Source organism: Yersinia rohdei ATCC 43380 (assembly GCF_000173775.1).
Lineage (GTDB): Bacteria > Pseudomonadota > Gammaproteobacteria > Enterobacterales > Enterobacteriaceae > Yersinia > Yersinia rohdei.
Genome location: NZ_ACCD01000013.1, coordinates 94,797 through 115,220, shown reverse-complemented (window position 1 = coordinate 115,220; position 20,424 = coordinate 94,797). Strand labels below are relative to the sequence as shown.

The window sequence follows — 20,424 nt, the reverse complement described above, 5'->3', positions numbered from 1 at the left end:
TTTTACTAAACCAGTCATTTTAGTAGACATAGAGATATTTCCTTCAATTATTTTTGCCACAATAGTGTAGCGAACGTGGTCTGTCTTTCAGAGGATTACTTATTTAGGCACTTAGGAGGAGACTCACGGAGAAGGGATATCTTTGGATAGCGCTTGAACTGAGGACTGCTTTACTAAAACTGCTTTCATAAGGTCTGTGTTCCAAACCGATGACGCTATTTAACCACAACACATTCACTGTGGCAACCTAATATTTGCCTATCATAGTGAATATCGATGGTTTATTCATCTGAAAACGGATAAATAATGACAGATTTAATGTTACTAAACAGCCAATTACGGCCATAAACTGCGGTGATAAATTTAATTTTTTTAGCTGTGAGATGATTAAATGCCGGAGGCGGCTCCCCCGGCATTTGAATTTAACGAGGAGAAACCGTTACGGTGCCGCTACGATCGCTGGCAATAATCACGCGTTGACCTGCGCTGAAACGGGTTGGGCCCTGAGCTTGAACAACCACAATACTGCTGCCGTCATCTCGGCGAATTTCCAGTTGCACACCTTCACTGCGGTTCATTGCGCTCTGTACGCCTTGGCCCGCCATACCGCCAGCAACTGCACCGCCAGCTGTTGCCAAACTATTACCACGGCCCCCGCCGATAGTATTCCCCAAGAACCCACCGACCACCGCACCGCCAATAGCACCCGCGACATTATTTTCACTGCCACCCTGAATGGTGACCGGACGAGCGGAGACGATGGTGCCATAGGTTACCGTCTGTACTTGTCGTGCTTGAGAGGCTGTAAAAGTATCACCAGATGCTGTTCTATTGTTGGCGCATCCACTTAATACAGTAGCTGCGAGTGCTACGGCAATGATCAGTTTATTCATAATTAACCCCTATGTTCAGGCCAAGTCAGACGTGAGTGAGATTTCAGCCGCACCCTTCATACTTAATGTTGCAGTGGTGTGCGCTGTTTTTACTTATACGCCAACTATCTTGGGTATAGATAGCTGTTAATAATGACTATAGCGTGATAATGATTCGGTTGATGAAATAATATTGAACAAATGTAGATATATAGGCGAGTTCCTGCTTTCTTTTCGTGTTAACGTCAGTACCAAATATGGCGCTATCTCGCTTCAGGAATGTTGTCTTGTTACGTTCAATGTTTTCTACCAAGTTTTTCCGCCTCGACCTCGGTCGCTTAATCCTTATTTTAGCGGTGATGAGTGCTTTTGTGACGCTGGCCAACAGCTTTTATGCCAGTTATCGAGTGCAGCGACAGTTACTGATTGATAACACCTTAGAAGCGAATCGGGTCTATGCCACCAAGTTGGCGTCCAGCACCGAAATTTTTCTGAGAAATGCGCAAGATCAGCTTCATTACAGTAGCGTGATGGCAGCAAAGAATTTTGACGATAAGGCGGTTCTGGATGCAGAAACGGCACGTTTAAAATACCAGACGGGGAGTTTCAACTCCGTCGCCGTGATTGGTGCCGATGGCATCGTCCGCGCAACCTCACCAGAAAGCCTCAATTTATCCGGTCATTCTCTGTCATCAGAGGGGGCAAAAGAAGCGCTAACCCTGCGTCGTCCGTTAATCAGTAAGCCCTATGAGTCAGCGGCCAAAAATCTGGTTATCAATATTTCGACCCCTATTGTCATGCCGGATGGCCACTATCTTGGTTATATCGGCGGCACCATTTATTTGCGTAAGCAAAGTATTTTAAATGAGTTACTCGGTGAACATTATTATCGTGATGGTTCCTATATTACGGTGCTGGACAGCGACGGGAATATTTTGTACCACCGAGATGCAAGCCGTATCGGGGAAGTGCTTGAGCCGAACTCATTAATGCAGGCGGTGAAAACAGCCACTAATGGCAGTTTGGTAATAACCAACAGCGATGGTGAGTCAATGTTAGCGGGTTATGCCGTAGTGGAACCTTCCGGCTGGCAAATCATTACCTTGCGGCCAGAGGCCTCAACGTTAAAACCGCTGGACGGATTAATGTGGAAGGGATTAGGCCATATCACGCCGCTGGCATTACTGACGTTGCTAAGTGTTTGGTTGCTCTCCCGGATGATTGCGCGCCCATTATGGTTACTTGCGGGCAGCGCTAATGATATGGATAAACCGGATATTGCCAATAGTATCAAGGAAATACCTTCATGGTATTTTGAATCGACGCAACTTAAACGGGCGCTGTTGATAGGTATTAATCTGCTGCAAAAGAAAATTGGCAAACTGAAGTTTGAAGCCCAGACCGATCCAATGACGGGCCTGTATAACCGGCGCGGATTGGCCACCCGGCTTGAGTCCCTTTCACAACTCGGAGAGGATTTTGCTGTTATTGCTTTGGATATTGACCTGTTTAAATCGATTAATGACTCTTATGGTCATGATGTTGGTGATGAAGTTATCAAGCAGCTTGCAATCCAAATCCGTGATAGTTCTCGAGATTCCGATATCTTGTGCCGTAGCGGTGGGGAGGAGTTCCTGATGCTGTTACCCGGCACCAGACCTAATGTGGCGATACAAGTCGCTAACCGGCTGCGTAACAAGGTAGAAACCATGGAGATACCGGGTATTCATCCTATTACTATCTCATTGGGCGTGGCGTATTGGAATGGGGAATCGATGCCGGAAGAGGCATTGAAACGGGCTGATGAAGCATTATATCGCGCGAAAGAAAATGGCCGTAATCGGGTAGAAATTGCCTAATAAATCTAATAAAAAAGGCGCGCTCCGTGTGGAGTACGCCTTTTTAAACAACACCTTAACTGACTAGTATCAGTTCATGCCGTATTTTTTCAATTTCTTACGCAATGTACCACGGTTGATGCCCATCATCAGGGCCGCACGGGTTTGGTTGCCACGGGTGTATTGCATCACCATGTCCAACAATGGCTGTTCAACTTCAGCCAGTACCAACTCATACAGGTCACTCACATCCTGACCATTCAGTTGAGCAAAATAGTTCTTCAGTGCTTGTTTTACCGAGTCACGCAAAGGCTTTTGAGTCACCTGATCTTGTGAGTTTACGGTTGCAACGGTCAGTACGTCAGAATTTACGCGTTGTTCGAACATAGTTCTGTCAGCTCTTTTTTCTGTTTACGCAAGATTTTCGAAATATGCCTCCAACGCCTCCAGCTGTTCGCTGGCATCCTCAATGGCGTTGAATGTGCGCCGAAACTGGTCGTTAGGGGCGTGCTCCTGGAGATACCAAGAGACGTGCTTACGTGCAATACGAAATCCCTTGCCTGGACCATAAAAGTCGTGCAATTCCCGTATATGCCCGTCTAACAAGCGCTGTACTTCGCCAAGTGGCATCGGTGGCAGCAACTCCCCAGTGTCCAGATAATGCTGGATTTCCCGGAAGATCCAAGGTCTTCCCTGAGCGGCACGTCCTATCATCAGAGCATCAGCTCCAGTGTAGTCGAGCACCGCTCTGGCTTTATGCGGGTCAGTGATGTCACCATTCGCGATAACGGGAATGGAAACAATCTGCTTAACTGCCCGAATGCTGTCGTATTCCGCCTCACCATTAAACAGGCAAGAACGGGTTCGGCCATGAATTGTCAGGGCTTGTATACCACAGCTTTCAGCCAGTTGGGCAATTTCTATACAGTTACGGTGTTCGGCCGACCAACCAGTTCGGATCTTCAACGTTACCGGCACATCTACCGCATTAACCACTGCGGAGAGGATCTGTTTGACCAGATCAGGATGCTGCAATAATGCGGATCCTGCCAGTTTGCGGTTCACTTTCTTGGCTGGACATCCCATATTGATGTCGATGATTTGAGCACCATTCGCCACATTGATTCTGGCGGCTGCTGCCATTTCATCCGGGTCGTTACCGGCAATTTGCACGGTACGAATTCCAGGCTCATCGCTATGAACCATGCGCAAACGCGACTTATCCGTCCGCCATACCTCTGGATTTGAGGAGAGCATTTCAGATACAGCCATCCCAGCCCCCATGCCATGACATAGCGCTCTGAAGGGGCGATCTGTTATACCAGCCATCGGGGCGCAATCAGGCAATTTGTAAGCTGGATGTGTCCAATACGCATAGACAAAGAATGACCACACTGTGTCCGTAAGGGCGCGTATATTACGCATTTTTGCGCCCAGATGAAAGGCCAAACTTTGACCAATTGATGAAAAAAGAGCGATTAATTATTGGCTAATCTTGGCTAATTAATTATTTATTCATATATAACATTAGGTTAGTTTAAATTGGTTAATTTGTGCTCTTAAGTATTTTCTAGTAAACAAGTTCATAATCGGCTCTTGTCGCAGCATAAAAGTGATTATGAGTGCTTATTTATTAGTCAAATCAAAGATAAAGAGCAGATTTAAATGTGTTAGGCATCCCATTTCGGCTAAAAAGAGGGTTGGGTGGATTGCAACTTGGTGTGGGGAAATGCTAACGCAGCTTTTCAAATTGGCGCTGCAGTGTTGAGCGCTGCAACGCCAAGGATATTAGGGCGAGGTATTTATAGGTGAAATATTACTTACGCACACCTGTAATCCGGCACCACTCTTCTTTCTCCGCCACAGGGTCTAAGGTAAATTTATCCTCATAGGCCTGTGCGACACCCGCAGCTTGGGTTGCCAGCACGCCTGACAGACCAAGATGGCCGCCAGTAACGGGCAAAACACTAATCAATGGGGCTAATTCTCGCAGCGGGCCGGCCAGAATATTCGCCACCACGACGTCAGCAGATAAATCTGCCGGTTGGTCTTTGGACAGATACAGCTCCAAACGCTCTGAAACGCCGTTACGCTGTGCGTTATCGCGACTGGCTTGGATAGCCTGTGGATCGATATCTATGCCAATAGCACGCGCTGCACCGAGTTTCAGTGCCGCAATTGCCAAGATGCCAGAACCACAACCGAAGTCGATAATGGTTTTACCCACTAAATCGAGGCCGTCGAGCCATTGCAAACATAATGCCGTGGTTGGGTGGGTGCCGGTGCCAAAGGCTAAACCGGGGTCTAGCATCACGTTAACGGCAGTTGGGTCGGGCACATCACGCCAGCTTGGGCAGATCCACAGACGCTCACCAAAGCGCATCGGATGGAAGTTATCCATCCATTCACGCTCCCAGTCTTTATCTTCTAACTGCTCGATTTTATGGACAAAACCTTTACCGAGTTGCGGATTGTATTCCAGCATGGCTATCACTGCCGCCATGTCAGTTTCGGCATCATACAGGCCAATAACATCAGTATCGCCCCACAGACGGGTTTCCCCTGGCAGGGGTTCAAATACCGGATTATCGTGAGTATCCTGGAAAGTTACTGAAACAGCACCGCTTTCTACCAGCGCATCGCCAAGGGATTCGGCCTGCTTGCCGCTGGTGTTTAATTTAAGTTGGATCCAAGGCATAGTCATTCTCTCAAGACCCCGTTTAGCTCAAGGCGATAAAGGGGATCGTTTAAATTAGTTTTTAATCAGCGCTAGCCACGACGGGTTGCCGCGCTCGCGCTCGGTCACCAAACTGATTACCGATATAAAACGCCAACAAATTCAGCACCAGCGAAGGCACTATCGGGTGCAGGCCGGCTATCTTGATGTTGAAGCTGGCCAGTAGGGTATAGCATACCGCACCGACAATCATTGAGCTAAGGGCTCCGTGGGCATTGGCTCGTTCCCAATATAATCCCAATACCAGCGGCCAAAGGAATACGGCCTCCAACCCCCCAAAAGCCAATAAATTCAGCCAGATAATCATCTCTGGTGGTCGCCAGGCGGCAAGCATCAGTAACAGCCCGAGTATCAGGGTCGACAAACTGGAAATGCGCTTTAGCTTGGTTTCATTCTTCAGCTCTTCCGGCCTCAGATTGAGGTATAAATCTTTCACAATGGTTGCCGAGGATTGCAGCAGCTGGGCATTGATAGTCGACATAATCGCCGCCATAGGTGCCGCCAGAAAGATCCCAGCAGCAAAGGGCGGGAGCACGGTAATCATCAAGGTGGGGATCACTTGGTCCGGGATCTTCAGATCCGGCAACACAGCCCGACCTAGCGCGCCGGCCAAGTGCATACCGAACATCAGGATTGCCACCACAATGGTGCCAATGATAATGCCGCGATGCACCGCTTTGCTATCACGATACGAAATACAGCGCACAGCAGTATGTGGCAGGCCAATAACCCCAAAACAGACCAGGATCCAAAAAGATGTCATAAAGGGCAGATCGAGGATCTGATCGCCACCTTGAGGGGAAACTAGTGCCGGATCAATATGTTGTAGAGTTTCGACGGCATTATGTAGCCCACCTGCGGCATGGATAACTGCCACTAACAGCAAGATGGTACCGACTAACATCACCAGCCCTTGCAGGGCATCGTTGAGCACACTGGCTCGGAAACCACCAAAAGAGGTATACAGCGCGATACTGATGCCGAAGATCAATAAGCCGGTGTCGTAAGGGATCCCAGCCGCCGTTTCCAGCAAACGAGCGCCGCCGATAAACTGCACCGTCATGGCACCGATAAATGCCACCAATAAGCTGAGGCTGGCCAACCACACCAATAAGCGGCTTTGATAGCGGGCATACAACATATCATTGAGAGTGACGGCATTATAACGGCGCGCCAGAATGGCAAATTTCTTACCCAATACGCCAAGTGACAACCATACTGCCGGCAACTGAATCATTGCCAACAATACCCAGCCCAACCCATATTTATAGGCCGCACCCGGCCCACCAATAAATGAACTGGCGCTGATATAAGTGGCGGTCAGGGTCATTGCCAGCACGAACCCCCCCATCGAGCGGTTGCCGATGAAGTATTCGTTGAGGAAACTACCGGTTTGGCGGCGAGTATAAGCATACACCGAGAGGCCAAACACCATGACCAGGTAACCCACTAATGGCAGGATGACATCAGTTTGCATTGTCGTCCTCCAGCGAGATATCACGAAATATCACTCGCACCATCAAGTAACACAGCACAATAAATACCAACGGCAACGCAATACAGGCGGCTTCAAACCAAGCGGGCAGACCGCTGAAACCTGTCATATTACCCGGTAAATAAGCAGTAATAATCCAACCGACCAGATACGCCAGCGTTAAGCCGAAGGCCCAGCGCGCTTCTTTATTCGCCTGTAGGAACCTTGTGTCCATCTTTTCCCTTCTTACTTGACCTTGCAGCGTTGTTAGCTGCATTTATTCACCTGAATCACTGACTTGAGTCAGCTCATCGGGATTCATTCATTTGCTGCCTAGCTGCAAAGCCAATTAATTTGGGAATTCCCTTCTTACTTGACCTTGCGGCGTTGTTAGCTGCATTTATTCACCCGCATTTGCTGCCTGGTTGGATAGCTACAGTCACGCGCAACATATAAACGTCAGCTATATCAAACAAAAGAAAGTTTAACTTATAAAAGAAAAAGGCCGGAATTAACCGGCCTTTGCATGAAAGACGAAATATCAGGTTTCTTGTAACCCGAGCTTTTTCTCCAGATAGTGGATATTGCTGCCACCATGCTGGAAGTTTTCATCGTTCATGATGCGTTGCTGCAACTCAACGTTGGTTTTGATGCCATCGATAATAAGTTCTGCCAGCGCATTTTTCATGCGGGCAATAGCAACATCACGGTTTTCACCGTAAGTGATCAGTTTGCCGATCATCGAGTCATAATACGGCGGCACAGTATACCCGGCGTAAATATGAGACTCCCAACGCACACCAAAACCGCCCGGCGCATGGAAACGGGTAATTTTACCCGGACTCGGCAGGAAGGTATTTGGGTCTTCGGCGTTGATACGGCATTCAACTGCGTGGCCATGAACTTTCACTTCATCTTGCTTGATGGAGAGAGGTTGGCCTGCTGCGATACGCAGTTGTTCTTTGATCAAATCGACACCGGTAATCATTTCGGTAACCGGGTGCTCAACCTGAATACGGGTGTTCATTTCGATGAAATAGAACTCGCCGTTTTCATACAGGAACTCGAAAGTCCCAGCGCCACGATAACCGATTTCCACACAGGCTTTGGCACAGCGCTCACCGATATAACGGCGTGTTTCGCTGGTAATACCTGGTGCTGGAGCCTCTTCAACCACTTTCTGGTGACGGCGCTGCATAGAACAGTCGCGCTCAGCCAGATAGATTGCATTACCCTGACCGTCAGCCAATATCTGAATTTCGATATGGCGAGGGTTTTCAAGGTATTTTTCCATATAAACCATGTCGTTATTGAAGGCCGCTTTGGCTTCAGCACGGGTCATGTTAATGGACTGCTCAAGATCTTTGTCGTGACGAACCACACGCATACCACGACCACCACCACCGCCAGATGCCTTGATAATGACCGGATAACCGATTCGTTTGGCAAAGGCTTTGTTTTTGGTGGTATCGTCGCTCAGTGGGCCATCAGAGCCAGGTACGCAAGGTACACCGGCTTTCTTCATCGCGCTGATAGCAGAAACTTTATCACCCATCAGGCGAATGGTTTCGGCACGTGGCCCGATAAAGATGAAACCTGACCGTTCTACTTGTTCGGCAAAATCAGCATTTTCAGACAGGAAACCATAGCCGGGGTGAATAGCCACCGCGCCGGTGATCTCAGCAGCAGAAATGATTGCCGGGATGTTCAAATAGCTTTTAACAGATGGCGCGGGACCAATACAGACAGTCTCGTCGGCCAATAACACGTGTTTAAGATCACGGTCTGCAACAGAGTGAACTGCCACAGTTTTGATCCCCAGCTCTTTACAAGCTCGCAGGATACGTAGCGCAATCTCGCCGCGGTTAGCGATTACGATTTTATCAAGCATGGAACGCCTCGTTACTCGATGACGACAAGAGGCTCGTCGAATTCAACCGGTTGACCGTTTTCAACCAGAATGGCTTTTACAGTACCGGATTTATCTGCCTCGATTTGGTTCATCATTTTCATCGCTTCAACGATGCAAAGAGTGTCACCAACAGAAACTTTCTGACCTACTTCAATGAAGGATTTGGCATCTGGGCTCGGGGTGCGGTAGAAAGTGCCGACCATTGGGGAGCGCACGATATGGCCACTGATGACTGGTGCAGCGGCTTCAGCAGGAGCTGGAGCAACGGCGGCTGCCAGAGCAGGTTGCTGTGGCGCAGCAAAAGCATATGGCTGTTGCATCATTGGGTAGTTTGGTGCGGCGGGAGCACGACTGATACGTACTGACTCTTCGCCTTCTGAGATTTCCAGCTCTGAAATGCCGGACTCTTCAACCAGTTCGATCAGTTTCTTAATCTTACGAATATCCATGAGTGTGATTCCGTACTCTTTGTGTGTTGCAATTATACCCATCATCCTTCAGGTTGCATGTGTGTTGGCAGCCTTCGTTCACCCCAGTCACTTACTTATGTAAGCTGATGGGGATTCGCTCAGTTGCCGCCTACCTGCAACTCGAATTATTTCGGGTCTAGTTGGATTTTGACAAGCGATTTACCGCTGCCTGTAAAGCAAAGTTGTAGCCATCTGCGCCAAGTCCACAGATCACGCCAACTGCGATATCAGAGAGATATGAATGATGACGGAATGGCTCCCGAGCATGCACGTTAGATAAGTGGATCTCGATAAACGGGATCTGTACACCTAACAACGCATCACGCAGTGCGACACTGGTGTGCGTAAATGCTGCTGGGTTGATCAGGATAAAGTCGATATTACCCCGTGCCTGGTGAATTCTATCAAGCAGCACATGTTCTGCATTTGACTGCAAATGGGACAGCACCACATCCATTCCCTGAGCTTGAGTCTCTAATTGGCTGACAATCTCAGCCAAGGTCGTGTGACCGTACTTTTCCGGTTCACGTGTTCCAAGCAGATTCAAGTTAGGGCCATTCAGAAGCAAAATGTGAAACTTATCCGACATTGTGCTGGTATCTCCGGCAATTAGTACATCATCGTAAAAAATAACCTGATGTCACCGATTTGTCACCTTTTTACGACGAATCTGACACTGCGATCGTCACTAAGGTCGGGCATTATAATGATATCGTAGCAATTAGCAGCTAAATACTGGTCTTATCAGCGAAGATATTCAACATAAAAGATTATCAGGTTGCAGAATTTGACGGTTTGAACACATAAAAGTTCAGAGAGTTATCGCCACCATTGGCGAAACTTTTTATAACGAAGAGCCAGCAAGATAGCAGCAATAAGGGCATAAATCATGGGCGATGGTGACAATGTTTTTACTGACCAAAGATAATGGATAGGGGCCAGAATGGCGACAACATACACCAGATTATGTAGTTTTTGCCAGTTAGCTCCCATTTTTCGTTGTGCCCATAAATTGGAGGTTACAGCGAGTGATAGCAACAATAACCAACTAATGATGCCCAACGTCAGGTAGGGGCGGGTGACTAATTCGCGTCCCAACAGGCCAATATTGCTCAGCCCCAGCTCTAAAACTGAATAGCTAACCAAATGTAATGTGCCCCAGGCAAAGCACCATAACCCTAAGAGCCGGCGACAGCGGATCAGCAGCGGCTGTTTGCCATAACGTGCCAGCGGGGTTACCAGCAAGGTGGCCAATAACAGTTTTAATGTCATGCGGCCAGTAAAATGCTGAATATCTTTAGCGGGGTCAGCACTGAACCAGCCTTGATCCACTGATAAAACCAGCCATAGAAAAGGCAGCGCTGCTGCCAGCCAAATAGCCACTTTTAGCCATTTAATTTGTCGTAAACTGAGCCGCATCAGAAATTCTTCCGTAGATCTAAACCACGATACAAGGAGGCAACTTGATCAGCATAGCCATTAAACAACTGCGTGGGTTGGCGCTGCACATCAAGGATACCGCCGGAGCCGATAAAGCGTTCGGTCGCCTGTGACCAGCGCGGGTGATCCACATGCGGGTTCACATTGGCATAAAAGCCATATTCGTTGGGGGCGCTCAGGTTCCAGGTGGTCGGCGGCTGTTCATTGGTCAGGCGAATATGAACAATGGATTTTATCCCTTTAAAGCCGTATTTCCACGGGGTAATGAGCCGTAGCGGAGCACCATTTTGCGGTGGCAGCGCTTTGCCATAAACCCCCAAGGTCATAAAGGCCAGCGGGTGCATGGCCTCATCCAGCCGTAATCCCTCGACATAGGGATATTTCAGGCCACCGCCAATAAAACGATCTTCCTGCCCCGGCATTTGATCTGGTGCATAAAGTGTTTGGAATGCCACGTAGCGGGCATTGCTGGTGGGCTCAGCCAGTTTTAGCAATTTCCCCAACTCAAACCCAATCCACGGCACCACCATTGACCAGGCCTCTACGCAGCGCATGCGATAAATACGTTCTTCCAGCGGGAAGCGTTTCATCAGGTCATCTATATCGAGGGTCATTGGCTTGGCGACGTCGCCGTCGATTTTTATCAGCCAGCCTTCCGTTTTTAGTGTTCCGGCATTGGCTGCTGGGTCAGCTTTATCCAGGCCGAATTCATAGAAATTATTGTAACCGGTGACTTTATCTTCTGGCGTCATAGCCAAGTCTGGGTGGTAAACCGTTGACTTGGTGAAATCCAGCGGCTTGCCAGAGGGCGCTTTGGGGCGGTCATTGCCTTTAAACCATGCCAGCAGATCGGCTTGCGCAGTGGTGGGTAACGCCAGTGTGGCGGCGGTTATTCCCAATGCCTGCAATACCTTACGGCGCTGATAAAAAATACTTTCAGGCGTCACATCGGCTTCAGTCAATTTGCGCGGCATATTATGTGTTAGGGAAGTGTTGCTCTTGGTATTGAATAAAAATTTGCGCATAAGATGACTCCGTAAGACCGAGGGGGACTATTGACCTTATTGATATTAATCATGGCGGTTTATAGGGGTAAGTGCTAGCGGCAGGCAGGAAATTTGAAAATAATTACAATAGGACTGCGATGTCCGGGGGGATAAGCCCCCGGAGGCACGGAATCAGCGAACTTTAACTAAGGTTCTGCCAGTGACTTCATTTGCCAGTAAGCGCTCAGCAATCGCCGGTGCATCTGCCAGCGTGATGGATTGTGAAGCTTGTTGATAATAGCTTTCAGGTAAAATTTGCTGTAATCGCTGCCAGGCTTGCAGGCGTCGCTGTTGCGGCGTCATCACCGAATCGACACCTTGTAACCGCACATTACGCAGGATAAAGGGCATTACTGTGGTTGGGAGGGTATAGCCGCCAGCCAGGCCACAAGCTGCCACGGTGCTGTTGTAATTCATTTGCGCCAAGACTTTTGCCAGCAATTTGTCGCCTACAGTATCAATAGCGCCAGCCCAGAGTTGTTTCTCCAAGGGGCGTGAAGCATCAAGATAATCATTGCGGGAGAGTATGCGGTGAGCACCCAGACTTTTCAGATATTCATTATTGCTGTCACGACCAGAAATGGCGGCAATTTTATAACCCAAAGCTGCAAGCAAGGCGATTGCCGTGCTCCCAACACCACCGCTGGCCCCAGTGACGACCACCTCGCCGCTCTCAGGTGTTACGCCACCTTCTTCCAGCGCCATGACACATAGCATTGCGGTGAAACCGGCAGTGCCAATTATCATGGCTTTACGCGGTTCCAGCCCTTTAGGCATAGGGACGAGCCAGTCACCATTGACACGCGCTTGTTCCGCCAAACCACCCCAATGGTTTTCGCCCACCCCCCAGCCGGTCAGCAATACTGATTGGCCAATATGAAAACGCGGATCTTCGCTGCTGTGGACTGTACCGGCAAAATCAATGCCGGGAACCATAGGGAACTCACGGATAATTTTGCCTTTGCCCGTGATTGCTAGTGCATCTTTATAATTCAGGCTAGACCAATTGACATCAACGGTAACATTACCCGCAGGCAGTGCTGAAGGGTCTATGTCGCGCACTTCTGCGGTAGTTCGGCCTTCCGTTTGCTCAAGAACAAGCGCTCGCATATGGCACTCCAAAAATTCAAAAAAGATGAGTTAAGAGTGAGCCAATATAGCGATAACATCAACTTTTTGGCCTGATCAAGAACAAAAGTCGGGCTGTTGATATTGTCTCTGACTATTCTTGAAGAAGGATTTACTAAGATCCAAGAAAAAAGCCCTAATGCTTGTGTTCTGCTAGCATTATGAAGTAAAAGTCAGTGCTAAGACCCGTTTTTGCCATAGAGTATTCACGCGAGGGAACTGAGGCCTTTTTTTCATCTAATTGCGCTTCGCAAGGTTAAGGGATGCGATTTACAACCAAACTATCTGTTTTTATGACGCTGCTGGTGGTGCTGTCCATGTGTCTGGTGTTGCTCGGTAGCACGGCAAGTTTCTTCTATTTGTGTCAAAAAAAAATGGAGCATCGCCTTCAAGGCATCGTGACTGTTTACGATCAGTCATTGCTGAGCCAACCTGCGGATAAAGAACGCGAATGGTTGCCTATCATGATGCGGACTCTGGGTGTTCTGGAAGTCAGTATCCAGAATGAAAACAGCACCTTGTACCATCTTAAACTCCCAGCTATTTATGCTCCGTGGAATAGTCAAAGCCGCTACCGCAGCTTAGTTATTCCAATGTTGCACCAGCCGGGGGCCTCGATGCATTTCACCTATATTGACCCCCTCAGCAGTTATGCCCGCTCTTTTTATGCGGCAGCTATTTTGTCATTGGCCGTCATTATTATCGCGATGACCTTATTGCTTAGTTTTCGCTGGCTGCGTGAACAGACCGCAGGCCAGGAGCAACTTGAGTGGCGCGCGAAACGCATTCTTAATGGCGAACGTGAGCACGCCATTCGTAGCGAAGGCCATGAATGGCCGCCGTGTGCCAGCCGCGCCATTGATCATCTATTGGCAGAATTAATAGAAGTGAGAGAAGAGCGTAATCGCGTTGATACCTTAATTCGTACCTTTGCCGCGCAGGATGCCAAAACGGGCTTAAGTAACCGGCAATTTTTTGATAACCAACTGACAACCCAAATGGAAGAATCTGGTGCCCACGGGGTGGTTATGATGGTGCAGTTACCCGACTTTGATACTTTAATTGAGACGGGTGATGGTCAGCAGGTGCAAGAATTAATGTATGCGCTGATTAATCTGCTTTCGACTTTTGTCGCTCGGCACCCCTCGGCGCTATTGGCGCGTTACCATCAAAGTGATATTGCGATATTGCTGCCGCATAAGACCTTAAAAGATGCCGATGTCATGGCTGCCCAACTTGTTCATGCTGTAGGGGCATTACCCACGGCGCATATTATTGATCGAGAGTCATTGCTGCATATTGGCATCGTGGCGTATCGCAGTGGCGATTCTGCAGAGCAGATTATGGATAATGCTGGACAAGCGACCAAAAATGCGGCGATGTATGGGGGGAATAGCTGGTATGTCTACGATATGCAGGTGTCAGAAAAAGGGCGCGGCAGTGTTAAGTGGCGGACATTATTGGAACAAACACTGGCTAACGGTGGCCCAAGGCTGTATCAGAGACCGGTTGTTACAGTTGATGGCAAAATCCATCATCGAGAAATCATCAGTCGCATATATGATGGTGAGCAAGAACTACGGGCCGCTGAATTTACACCGTTAGTGCAACTGTTCGGTTTAGGCGAGCATTATGATCGCCAAAAGATTGATAGGATAATTCCTTTATTAGCTTTATGGCCGGATGAAACTCTGGCATTTTCTATCAGCGTTGCTTCATTATTACAACGTCCTTTCCAGCGCTGGCTGCGAGATACACTGCTACAGTGCAGAAAATTAGATAGAGAACGAATTATCTTTGAACTTGCAGAGGCAGATGTGTGTCAATATATCAGCCAAATTCGCCCGATGATGCGTTTGCTACTCGGCGTAGGCTGTAAGGTAATGGTGTCACAGGCCGGATTAACGGTTGTCAGTACCTCATATATTAAGTCTCTACGGGTTGAAATGATCAAGCTTCATCCGGGGTTAGTAAGAAATATTAATTTGCGTTACGAAAATCAGTTGTTTGTCGACAGCCTGACCGGGGCTTGTGCTGGAACACATGCGAAAGTTTTTGCCGCAGAAGTTCTGACCCGTGAGGAATGGCAAACGCTGAAGGAGAAAGGTGTTTATGGTGGACAAGGTAATTTTTTTGCCCCGCCGACACTTTTAAACCCCGGAAAGAAAAAATATTCGTATTAGGGTCATGTTTAGCCTGATCGTTGAGCAAAAATTAACGTAGAATGTGTCGGTCATTTCCGTAAATCGTTGGTGGGTACTTACTTCCGACGAGAATCAGGTTAAATGTTAGATTTTATGTGCTGTGTTACGCCGGTCGTTGCGCAGAATCACTGTTGTGTTGAGGATTTATTCAACCTTTTCATACAACATGGCTTCTGATGCGAACGAGACGTCAATAACGCAGCTACTTTTTCACCGAATCAGGACGTTTTTGCGCCTTGTCGCTGCTTCGTGTGGTTGGTAAAGTAGGCGGATTTTATTTTTCGCCCCCAGCTTGCAGGATTATCCTTTCGTTATGTTTAAGAAATTTCGTGGCATGTTTTCCAACGACTTGTCCATCGACTTGGGTACCGCCAATACCCTTATATATGTTAAAGGACAAGGCATTGTACTGAATGAACCTTCAGTGGTTGCTATTCGTCAGGATCGTGCCGGTTCACCGAAGAGCGTTGCCGCTGTGGGCCATGATGCCAAACAGATGCTTGGGCGAACCCCCGGCAATATCGCAGCTATTCGTCCGATGAAAGACGGCGTTATCGCCGATTTCTTTGTCACTGAAAAAATGTTGCAACACTTTATCAAGCAAGTTCACAGCAACAGCTTTATGCGCCCAAGTCCGCGTGTATTGGTGTGCGTACCGGTCGGGGCAACTCAGGTTGAGCGCCGTGCGATCCGTGAATCTGCTCAGGGCGCTGGCGCTCGTGAAGTGTTTCTGATTGAAGAACCTATGGCGGCGGCAATTGGCGCTGGCTTACCGGTTTCTGAAGCAACGGGTTCAATGGTTGTGGATATTGGTGGCGGTACGACAGAAGTCGCCGTTATCTCTTTGAATGGTGTGGTTTATTCTTCATCCGTTCGTATTGGTGGTGACCGCTTTGATGAAGCAATCATTAATTATGTGCGCCGTAACTACGGTTCATTGATTGGTGAAGCCACTGCCGAGCGCATCAAACACAGTATTGGTTCTGCTTACCCGGGTGATGAAGTTCTGGAAATTGAAGTGCGTGGACGTAACCTTGCTGAAGGTGTACCACGTGGCTTTACTCTGAATTCCAACGAGATCCTTGAAGCGCTGCAAGAGCCACTGACCGGTATTGTCAGTGCGGTCATGGTTGCGCTAGAGCAGTGTCCACCAGAGCTGGCGTCTGACATCTCTGAGCGCGGCATGGTGTTGACCGGTGGTGGCGCATTGCTACGTAACCTGGATCGCCTGCTGATGGAAGAAACTGGCATCCCGGTTGTGGTGGCAGAAGATCCATTGACCTGCGTCGCTCGCGGCGGTGGTAAAGCGTTGGAAATGATCGACATGCATGGCGGCGATTTGTTCAGCGAAGAATAGTCAGCCCAAAGGGGAAGACCAGCCGAATAAATCTATACCCAAGGTCATTGGTGTTGCAGCCAGATAGCCATTGAGCAAATCCCGAGGAACTGACTTAGGTTAGTGATGCGGGTGAGCCGGGGCTTCTAACATTGCTACAACCTCAAGAAAGCAGGGTATATACCCAGATAAAATGTAATTGGCGTTGCAGCCAGGCAAAAGAGTCAATTCGAATACGCTGACGTAAGTTAACTATTCGGATGAATCAAGGCCATAAAAACTGCTGTAACGTCAAGTACTAAAGGGTGATTCAGCTTGGCGCTTCCACCTTCATGCCGTCAAGGAATAACCATAATTTATGAAGCCGATTTTTAGCCGGGGCCCATCCTTGCAACTGCGGTTGTTCTTTGCCGTACTTGCAGCCATTATTTTGGTTATAGCGGATAGCCGATTAGGTACATTTGTGACAATACGTACCTATATGGACACCGCCGTTAGCCCTTTCTATTTTCTGGCCAATGGGCCACGCAAAGTTCTCGACAATGTTTCAGAAACTCTAGCTTCCCGCCAACAACTGGAGCTGGAAAATCGTGCATTGCGTCAGGAATTACTGCTGAAAAATACTGATCTACAGCTACTTGGGCAATTTAAGCAGGAGAATAACCGCTTACGTGAATTGCTCGGATCCCCGCTGCGTCAGGATGAACAAAAAATGGTTACGCAGGTCATGTCCAGTGGGACAGATCCTTACAGTGATCAAGTCGTTATCGACAAAGGCTCTAATAATGGTGTGTACGAAGGCCAGCCGGTTATCAGTGACCGGGGCGTCGTAGGCCAGGTTGTTGCGGTAAGTAAACTAACCAGCCGCGTATTATTGATTTGTGATACTTCCCACGCGCTACCTATTCAGGTTCTGCGAAATGATATTCGGGTGATTGCTGCCGGCAGTGGTTGCACCGATGACTTATTACTCGAGCACTTACCTAGCAATACAGATATTCGTGTTGGTGATGTATTAGTGACATCTGGCTTGGGCGGTCGCTTCCCAGAAGGGTATCCAGTTGCTGTGGTGTCGTCGGTCAAAGTGGATAACCAACGTGCTTATACTGTGATTCAGGCGCGCCCGACTGCTGATTTGCAGCGCTTACGTTACCTGTTGTTATTGTGGGGCGCTGATAGCCATGGTGATATTCCTATGCCACCAGACGAAGTGCGCCGAGTTGCAAATGAACGCTTGGCTCCCATGATGTCGCAAGTATTGCCCGCCGCAGATGCTGTGGGGCCTCCGGCACCGCCTGCTGTGGCAGCACCGACAGCACCAGGAGTTTCACCATGAACCGCTACAGCAGCAATGGCCGTTGGGTTATCTGGTTATCCTTCCTGATTGCTATGGTGCTGCAAATTATGCCGTGGCCTGAGCAGATTTATATGTTCCGGCCTTCATGGCTAGCATTAGTCTTAATTTATTGGGTAATGGCATTACCGCACCGTGTGAATGTTGGCACTGGCTTTGTTCTCGGGCTAATTATGGATCTGATTTTGGGTTCAACTCTCGGGGTTCGGGCACTGGCGTTCAGTATTATTGCTTATCTGGTGGCATTTAAGTTTCAGCTATTTCGTAATATGGCATTGTGGCAGCAGGCGCTCATTGTCATGTTGCTGTCGCTGACAATGGATGTGGTGGTGTTTTGGTCTGAGTTTTTAGTCAGTAATGTCTCATTCCGCCCAGAAGTCTTCTGGAGTAGTGTCGTCAACGGTATTTTGTGGCCTTGGCTATTTTTGTTAATGCGTAAAATTCGCCGCCAATTTGCGGTGCAATAAGGATTTGAGACTCATGACCAGCCTGTACCTTGCCTCTGGATCTCCGCGTCGCCGCGAATTATTGGCCTTGCTTGATGTGCCTTTTGAGGTGCTAAAAACAGTGGTTGAAGAGCAACGCCAGCCGGAAGAAAGCGCCGCAGAATATGTTCGGCGTCTGGCAGAGGATAAAGCACGGGCAGGAGTGATGATCGCACCACAGGATTTACCGGTATTAGGTGCAGATACTATTGTGGTGTTAAATGGGCAAGTATTGGAAAAACCACGAGATAAAGCCCATGCGCAGCAAATATTGAGCGCGTTATCTGGTCAAGAACATCAAGTGATGACGGCGGTATCATTGGCTGACCGGCAGGATGCCTTATCTGTCATGGTTGTTACATCTGTGACATTTCGCGTGTTATCCCAGTTGGAAATCAGTGACTATATTGCTACCGGTGAACCCATGGACAAAGCGGGCGCGTACGGTATTCAGGGGAAAGGCGGTTGTTTCGTCAGGTCAATTACCGGCAGTTATCATGCCGTGGTGGGGCTGCCGTTAGTAGAAACCCATGAATTACTAAGCAATTTTATTGCGCTACGTAATGTGAGAGGAATACATGACAGCTGAATTACTGGTCAATATTACACCGTCTGAAACGCGAGTTGCCTACATTGATGGTGGCATCTTGCAAGAAATACACATCGAACGTGAAGCCAAAAGAGGGATTGTTGGCAATATCTATAAGGGCCGTGTCAGCCGTGTTTTACCGGGGATGCAAGCGGCTTTTGTTGATATTGGTCTGGATAAGGCCGCTTTCCTCCATGCTTCCGATATCATGCCCCACACCGAATGCGTGGCTGGGGATGAGCAGAAAAATTTTAATGTGCGCGATATCGCTGAACTGGTTCGCCAGGGGCAGGATTTGATGGTGCAGGTGGTGAAAGACCCACTCGGTACCAAAGGCGCACGTTTGACCACAGATATTACCTTGCCTTCCCGCTACCTGGTCTTGATGCCAGGGGCCGCCCATGTGGGTGTTTCCCAACGAATTGAAAGTGAAGCAGAACGTGATCGCCTGAAAAAAACCGTGGCAGAATATTGCGATGAGCAGGGCGGTTTTATCATCCGCACCGCTGCGGAAGGGATTGGCGAAGAAGAACTTGCCGCTGATGCTGCCTTCCTAAAACGGTTGTGGACCAAGGTGCAGGAGCGCAAAAAGCGCAATATCACTAAATATAAATTGTATGGCGAAATGGCTCTGGCTCAACGCGTATTGCGTGATTTTGCTGGCGCGGCGCTGGACAAAATTCGGGTGGACTCCAAGCTCACCTTTGATTTGCTGGTGGAATTTACCAGTGAATATATTCCGGAAATGACAGAGAAGCTGGAACTGTATGCGGGCAAACAGCCCATTTTTGATCTCTTTGATGTCGAAAATGAAATACAGCGCTCATTAGAACGCAAAGTTGAGTTAAAATCAGGCGGTTATCTGATTATTGACCAGACCGAAGCCATGACCACCGTGGATATCAATACGGGTGCTTTTGTCGGCCACCGTAATCTTGACGAGACTATTTTCAATACTAATATTGAAGCGACCCAAGCTATCGCCCGCCAACTGCGGATGCGAAATCTGGGGGGCATAATCATTATTGATTTCATTGATATGAGTAATGAGGAACATCGTCGGCGTGTATTGCATTCACTGGAACAAGCACTGAGTAAGGATCGAGTAAAAACCAGTATTAACGGTTTCTCTCAACTAGGCTTGGTCGAAATGACACGCAAGCGCACGCGCGAAAGTATCGAACATGTGCTCTGCAATGAATGCCCAACTTGCCGTGGTCGCGGCACGGTAAAATCAGTAGAAACCGTGTGTTATGAGATTCTGCGCGAAATTGTCCGGGTTCACCATGCTTATGATTCTGACCGCTTCCTGGTCTATGCCTCTCCAGCAGTAGGAGAAGCACTCAAAGGTGAAGAATCACATGCGCTGGCTGAAGTAGAAATTTTCGTCGGCAAGCAGGTCAAAGTTCAGATTGAGCCCCTGTATAACCAAGAACAGTTTGATGTGGTGATGATGTAAGTATTTTTTGGCCTGACAAGAATATCTCCGTCAGGTTACAGGTAGGTTAGCTGCGTTTAATCACCCGAATCACTGACGTG

General features: G+C 48.4%; 18 protein-coding genes and 1 pseudogene. 7 read left to right on the top strand and 12 right to left on the bottom strand.

Translation table 11 applies throughout. The annotated features are described in order from the left end of the window. Positions 1-422: 422 nt before the first annotated feature. Entirely contained in the window at positions 423-893 is a 471-nt protein-coding gene (locus YROHD0001_RS07625; protein WP_004711037.1) for an outer membrane lipoprotein, read from the bottom strand. Positions 894-1,171: 278 nt separating this feature from the next. Between YROHD0001_RS07625 and YROHD0001_RS07630 the strand changes: the two genes are divergently transcribed. Then, on the top strand, positions 1,172-2,731 hold the full coding sequence (locus YROHD0001_RS07630; protein ID WP_004715015.1) for a sensor domain-containing diguanylate cyclase: 1,560 nt from the start codon (positions 1,172-1,174) through the stop codon (positions 2,729-2,731). 69 nt (positions 2,732-2,800) lie between these two features. On the opposite strand, the gene fis is transcribed toward YROHD0001_RS07630, so the two are convergent. From fis to acuI, 11 genes and pseudogenes are all read right to left on the bottom strand, one after another. Next, positions 2,801-3,097 (bottom strand): DNA-binding transcriptional regulator Fis, encoded by a 297-nt coding sequence (gene fis / locus YROHD0001_RS0117985; protein ID WP_002210061.1) that lies wholly within the window; start codon positions 3,095-3,097, stop codon positions 2,801-2,803. Between the two features lie 24 nt (positions 3,098-3,121). Further along, positions 3,122-4,086 (bottom strand): annotated as a pseudogene (gene dusB, locus YROHD0001_RS07635) (tRNA dihydrouridine synthase DusB). A gap of 440 nt (positions 4,087-4,526) precedes the next feature. Continuing rightward, on the bottom strand, positions 4,527-5,408 hold the full coding sequence (gene prmA, locus YROHD0001_RS07640; RefSeq protein WP_004715012.1) for a 50S ribosomal protein L11 methyltransferase: 882 nt from the start codon (positions 5,406-5,408) through the stop codon (positions 4,527-4,529). 61 nt (positions 5,409-5,469) lie between these two features. Continuing rightward, complete coding sequence (gene panF, locus YROHD0001_RS07645) at positions 5,470-6,924, bottom strand: sodium/pantothenate symporter (RefSeq protein ID WP_032817034.1); 1,455 nt, start codon at positions 6,922-6,924, stop codon at positions 5,470-5,472. Further along, complete coding sequence (locus tag YROHD0001_RS07650) at positions 6,914-7,156, bottom strand: YhdT family protein (RefSeq protein WP_004715010.1); 243 nt, start codon at positions 7,154-7,156, stop codon at positions 6,914-6,916. The genes panF and YROHD0001_RS07650 overlap by 11 nt, the downstream gene beginning before the upstream one ends. A gap of 306 nt (positions 7,157-7,462) precedes the next feature. Next, complete coding sequence (gene accC, locus YROHD0001_RS07655) at positions 7,463-8,812, bottom strand: acetyl-CoA carboxylase biotin carboxylase subunit (RefSeq protein ID WP_004715008.1); 1,350 nt, start codon at positions 8,810-8,812, stop codon at positions 7,463-7,465. A gap of 11 nt (positions 8,813-8,823) precedes the next feature. Then, the gene (accB, locus tag YROHD0001_RS07660) at positions 8,824-9,282 is read right to left on the bottom strand and encodes an acetyl-CoA carboxylase biotin carboxyl carrier protein (protein WP_004715007.1); all 459 of its coding nucleotides are present in this window, start codon (positions 9,280-9,282) and stop codon (positions 8,824-8,826) included. A gap of 157 nt (positions 9,283-9,439) precedes the next feature. After that, positions 9,440-9,892, bottom strand: a complete 453-nt coding sequence (aroQ, locus tag YROHD0001_RS0117980) for a type II 3-dehydroquinate dehydratase (RefSeq protein ID WP_032817033.1) — start codon at positions 9,890-9,892, stop codon at positions 9,440-9,442. A 230-nt stretch (positions 9,893-10,122) separates the two neighbouring features. Then, the gene (gene msrQ, locus YROHD0001_RS0117975) at positions 10,123-10,722 is read right to left on the bottom strand and encodes a protein-methionine-sulfoxide reductase heme-binding subunit MsrQ (protein ID WP_032817032.1); all 600 of its coding nucleotides are present in this window, start codon (positions 10,720-10,722) and stop codon (positions 10,123-10,125) included. Beyond that, positions 10,722-11,768 carry a protein-methionine-sulfoxide reductase catalytic subunit MsrP gene (msrP, locus tag YROHD0001_RS07665; RefSeq protein WP_032817031.1) on the bottom strand — a complete coding sequence of 349 codons (1,047 nt, stop codon included), beginning with the start codon at positions 11,766-11,768 and terminating at the stop codon, positions 10,722-10,724. The genes msrQ and msrP overlap by 1 nt, the downstream gene beginning before the upstream one ends. A gap of 153 nt (positions 11,769-11,921) precedes the next feature. After that, a complete protein-coding gene (gene acuI, locus YROHD0001_RS07670) occupies positions 11,922-12,899 on the bottom strand; it encodes an acrylyl-CoA reductase (NADPH) (RefSeq protein ID WP_004715004.1) in 978 nt (325 codons plus the stop codon). 281 nt (positions 12,900-13,180) lie between these two features. Here acuI and csrD point away from each other — a divergent pair, with 281 nt between their 5' ends. The 6 genes from csrD (at position 13,181) to rng (ending at position 20,344) form a co-directional block, all read left to right on the top strand. Further along, complete coding sequence (gene csrD / locus YROHD0001_RS07675) at positions 13,181-15,100, top strand: RNase E specificity factor CsrD (protein ID WP_032817030.1); 1,920 nt, start codon at positions 13,181-13,183, stop codon at positions 15,098-15,100. Between the two features lie 334 nt (positions 15,101-15,434). Further along, positions 15,435-16,478: a rod shape-determining protein MreB gene (gene mreB, locus YROHD0001_RS07680; RefSeq protein WP_002228205.1), complete on the top strand. Its 1,044-nt coding sequence runs from the start codon at positions 15,435-15,437 to the stop codon at positions 16,476-16,478. Between the two features lie 337 nt (positions 16,479-16,815). Continuing rightward, positions 16,816-17,793: a rod shape-determining protein MreC gene (gene mreC / locus YROHD0001_RS07685; protein WP_004715002.1), complete on the top strand. Its 978-nt coding sequence runs from the start codon at positions 16,816-16,818 to the stop codon at positions 17,791-17,793. Further along, positions 17,790-18,278 carry a rod shape-determining protein MreD gene (gene mreD, locus YROHD0001_RS07690; protein WP_032817029.1) on the top strand — a complete coding sequence of 163 codons (489 nt, stop codon included), beginning with the start codon at positions 17,790-17,792 and terminating at the stop codon, positions 18,276-18,278. Before mreC ends, mreD begins: the two co-directional genes overlap by 4 nt. Positions 18,279-18,291: 13 nt before the next feature. Beyond that, positions 18,292-18,885 (top strand): Maf family protein, encoded by a 594-nt coding sequence (locus YROHD0001_RS07695; RefSeq protein ID WP_004715000.1) that lies wholly within the window; start codon positions 18,292-18,294, stop codon positions 18,883-18,885. Continuing rightward, positions 18,875-20,344 (top strand): ribonuclease G, encoded by a 1,470-nt coding sequence (rng, locus tag YROHD0001_RS07700; protein ID WP_032817027.1) that lies wholly within the window; start codon positions 18,875-18,877, stop codon positions 20,342-20,344. Before YROHD0001_RS07695 ends, rng begins: the two co-directional genes overlap by 11 nt. Positions 20,345-20,424: the final 80 nt, after the last annotated feature.

What these genes read in the sequence shown, in the direction of transcription:
- prmA (WP_004715012.1), bottom strand. Translation starts at nt 5,408, where the DNA reads ATGCCTTGGATCCAACTTAAATTAAACACCAGCGGCAAGCAGGCCGAA.
- acuI (WP_004715004.1), bottom strand. Translation starts at nt 12,899, where the DNA reads ATGCGAGCGCTTGTTCTTGAGCAAACGGAAGGCCGAACTACCGCAGAA.
- YROHD0001_RS07625 (WP_004711037.1), bottom strand. Translation starts at nt 893, where the DNA reads ATGAATAAACTGATCATTGCCGTAGCACTCGCAGCTACTGTATTAAGT.
- msrQ (WP_032817032.1), bottom strand. Translation starts at nt 10,722, where the DNA reads ATGCGGCTCAGTTTACGACAAATTAAATGGCTAAAAGTGGCTATTTGG.
- aroQ (WP_032817033.1), bottom strand. Translation starts at nt 9,892, where the DNA reads ATGTCGGATAAGTTTCACATTTTGCTTCTGAATGGCCCTAACTTGAAT.
- mreB (WP_002228205.1), top strand. Translation starts at nt 15,435, where the DNA reads ATGTTTAAGAAATTTCGTGGCATGTTTTCCAACGACTTGTCCATCGAC.
- csrD (WP_032817030.1), top strand. Translation starts at nt 13,181, where the DNA reads ATGCGATTTACAACCAAACTATCTGTTTTTATGACGCTGCTGGTGGTG.
- accC (WP_004715008.1), bottom strand. Translation starts at nt 8,812, where the DNA reads ATGCTTGATAAAATCGTAATCGCTAACCGCGGCGAGATTGCGCTACGT.
- panF (WP_032817034.1), bottom strand. Translation starts at nt 6,924, where the DNA reads ATGCAAACTGATGTCATCCTGCCATTAGTGGGTTACCTGGTCATGGTG.
- YROHD0001_RS07650 (WP_004715010.1), bottom strand. Translation starts at nt 7,156, where the DNA reads ATGGACACAAGGTTCCTACAGGCGAATAAAGAAGCGCGCTGGGCCTTC.
- mreC (WP_004715002.1), top strand. Translation starts at nt 16,816, where the DNA reads ATGAAGCCGATTTTTAGCCGGGGCCCATCCTTGCAACTGCGGTTGTTC.
- accB (WP_004715007.1), bottom strand. Translation starts at nt 9,282, where the DNA reads ATGGATATTCGTAAGATTAAGAAACTGATCGAACTGGTTGAAGAGTCC.
- YROHD0001_RS07695 (WP_004715000.1), top strand. Translation starts at nt 18,292, where the DNA reads ATGACCAGCCTGTACCTTGCCTCTGGATCTCCGCGTCGCCGCGAATTA.
- YROHD0001_RS07630 (WP_004715015.1), top strand. Translation starts at nt 1,172, where the DNA reads ATGTTTTCTACCAAGTTTTTCCGCCTCGACCTCGGTCGCTTAATCCTT.
- rng (WP_032817027.1), top strand. Translation starts at nt 18,875, where the DNA reads ATGACAGCTGAATTACTGGTCAATATTACACCGTCTGAAACGCGAGTT.
- msrP (WP_032817031.1), bottom strand. Translation starts at nt 11,768, where the DNA reads ATGCGCAAATTTTTATTCAATACCAAGAGCAACACTTCCCTAACACAT.
- fis (WP_002210061.1), bottom strand. Translation starts at nt 3,097, where the DNA reads ATGTTCGAACAACGCGTAAATTCTGACGTACTGACCGTTGCAACCGTA.
- mreD (WP_032817029.1), top strand. Translation starts at nt 17,790, where the DNA reads ATGAACCGCTACAGCAGCAATGGCCGTTGGGTTATCTGGTTATCCTTC.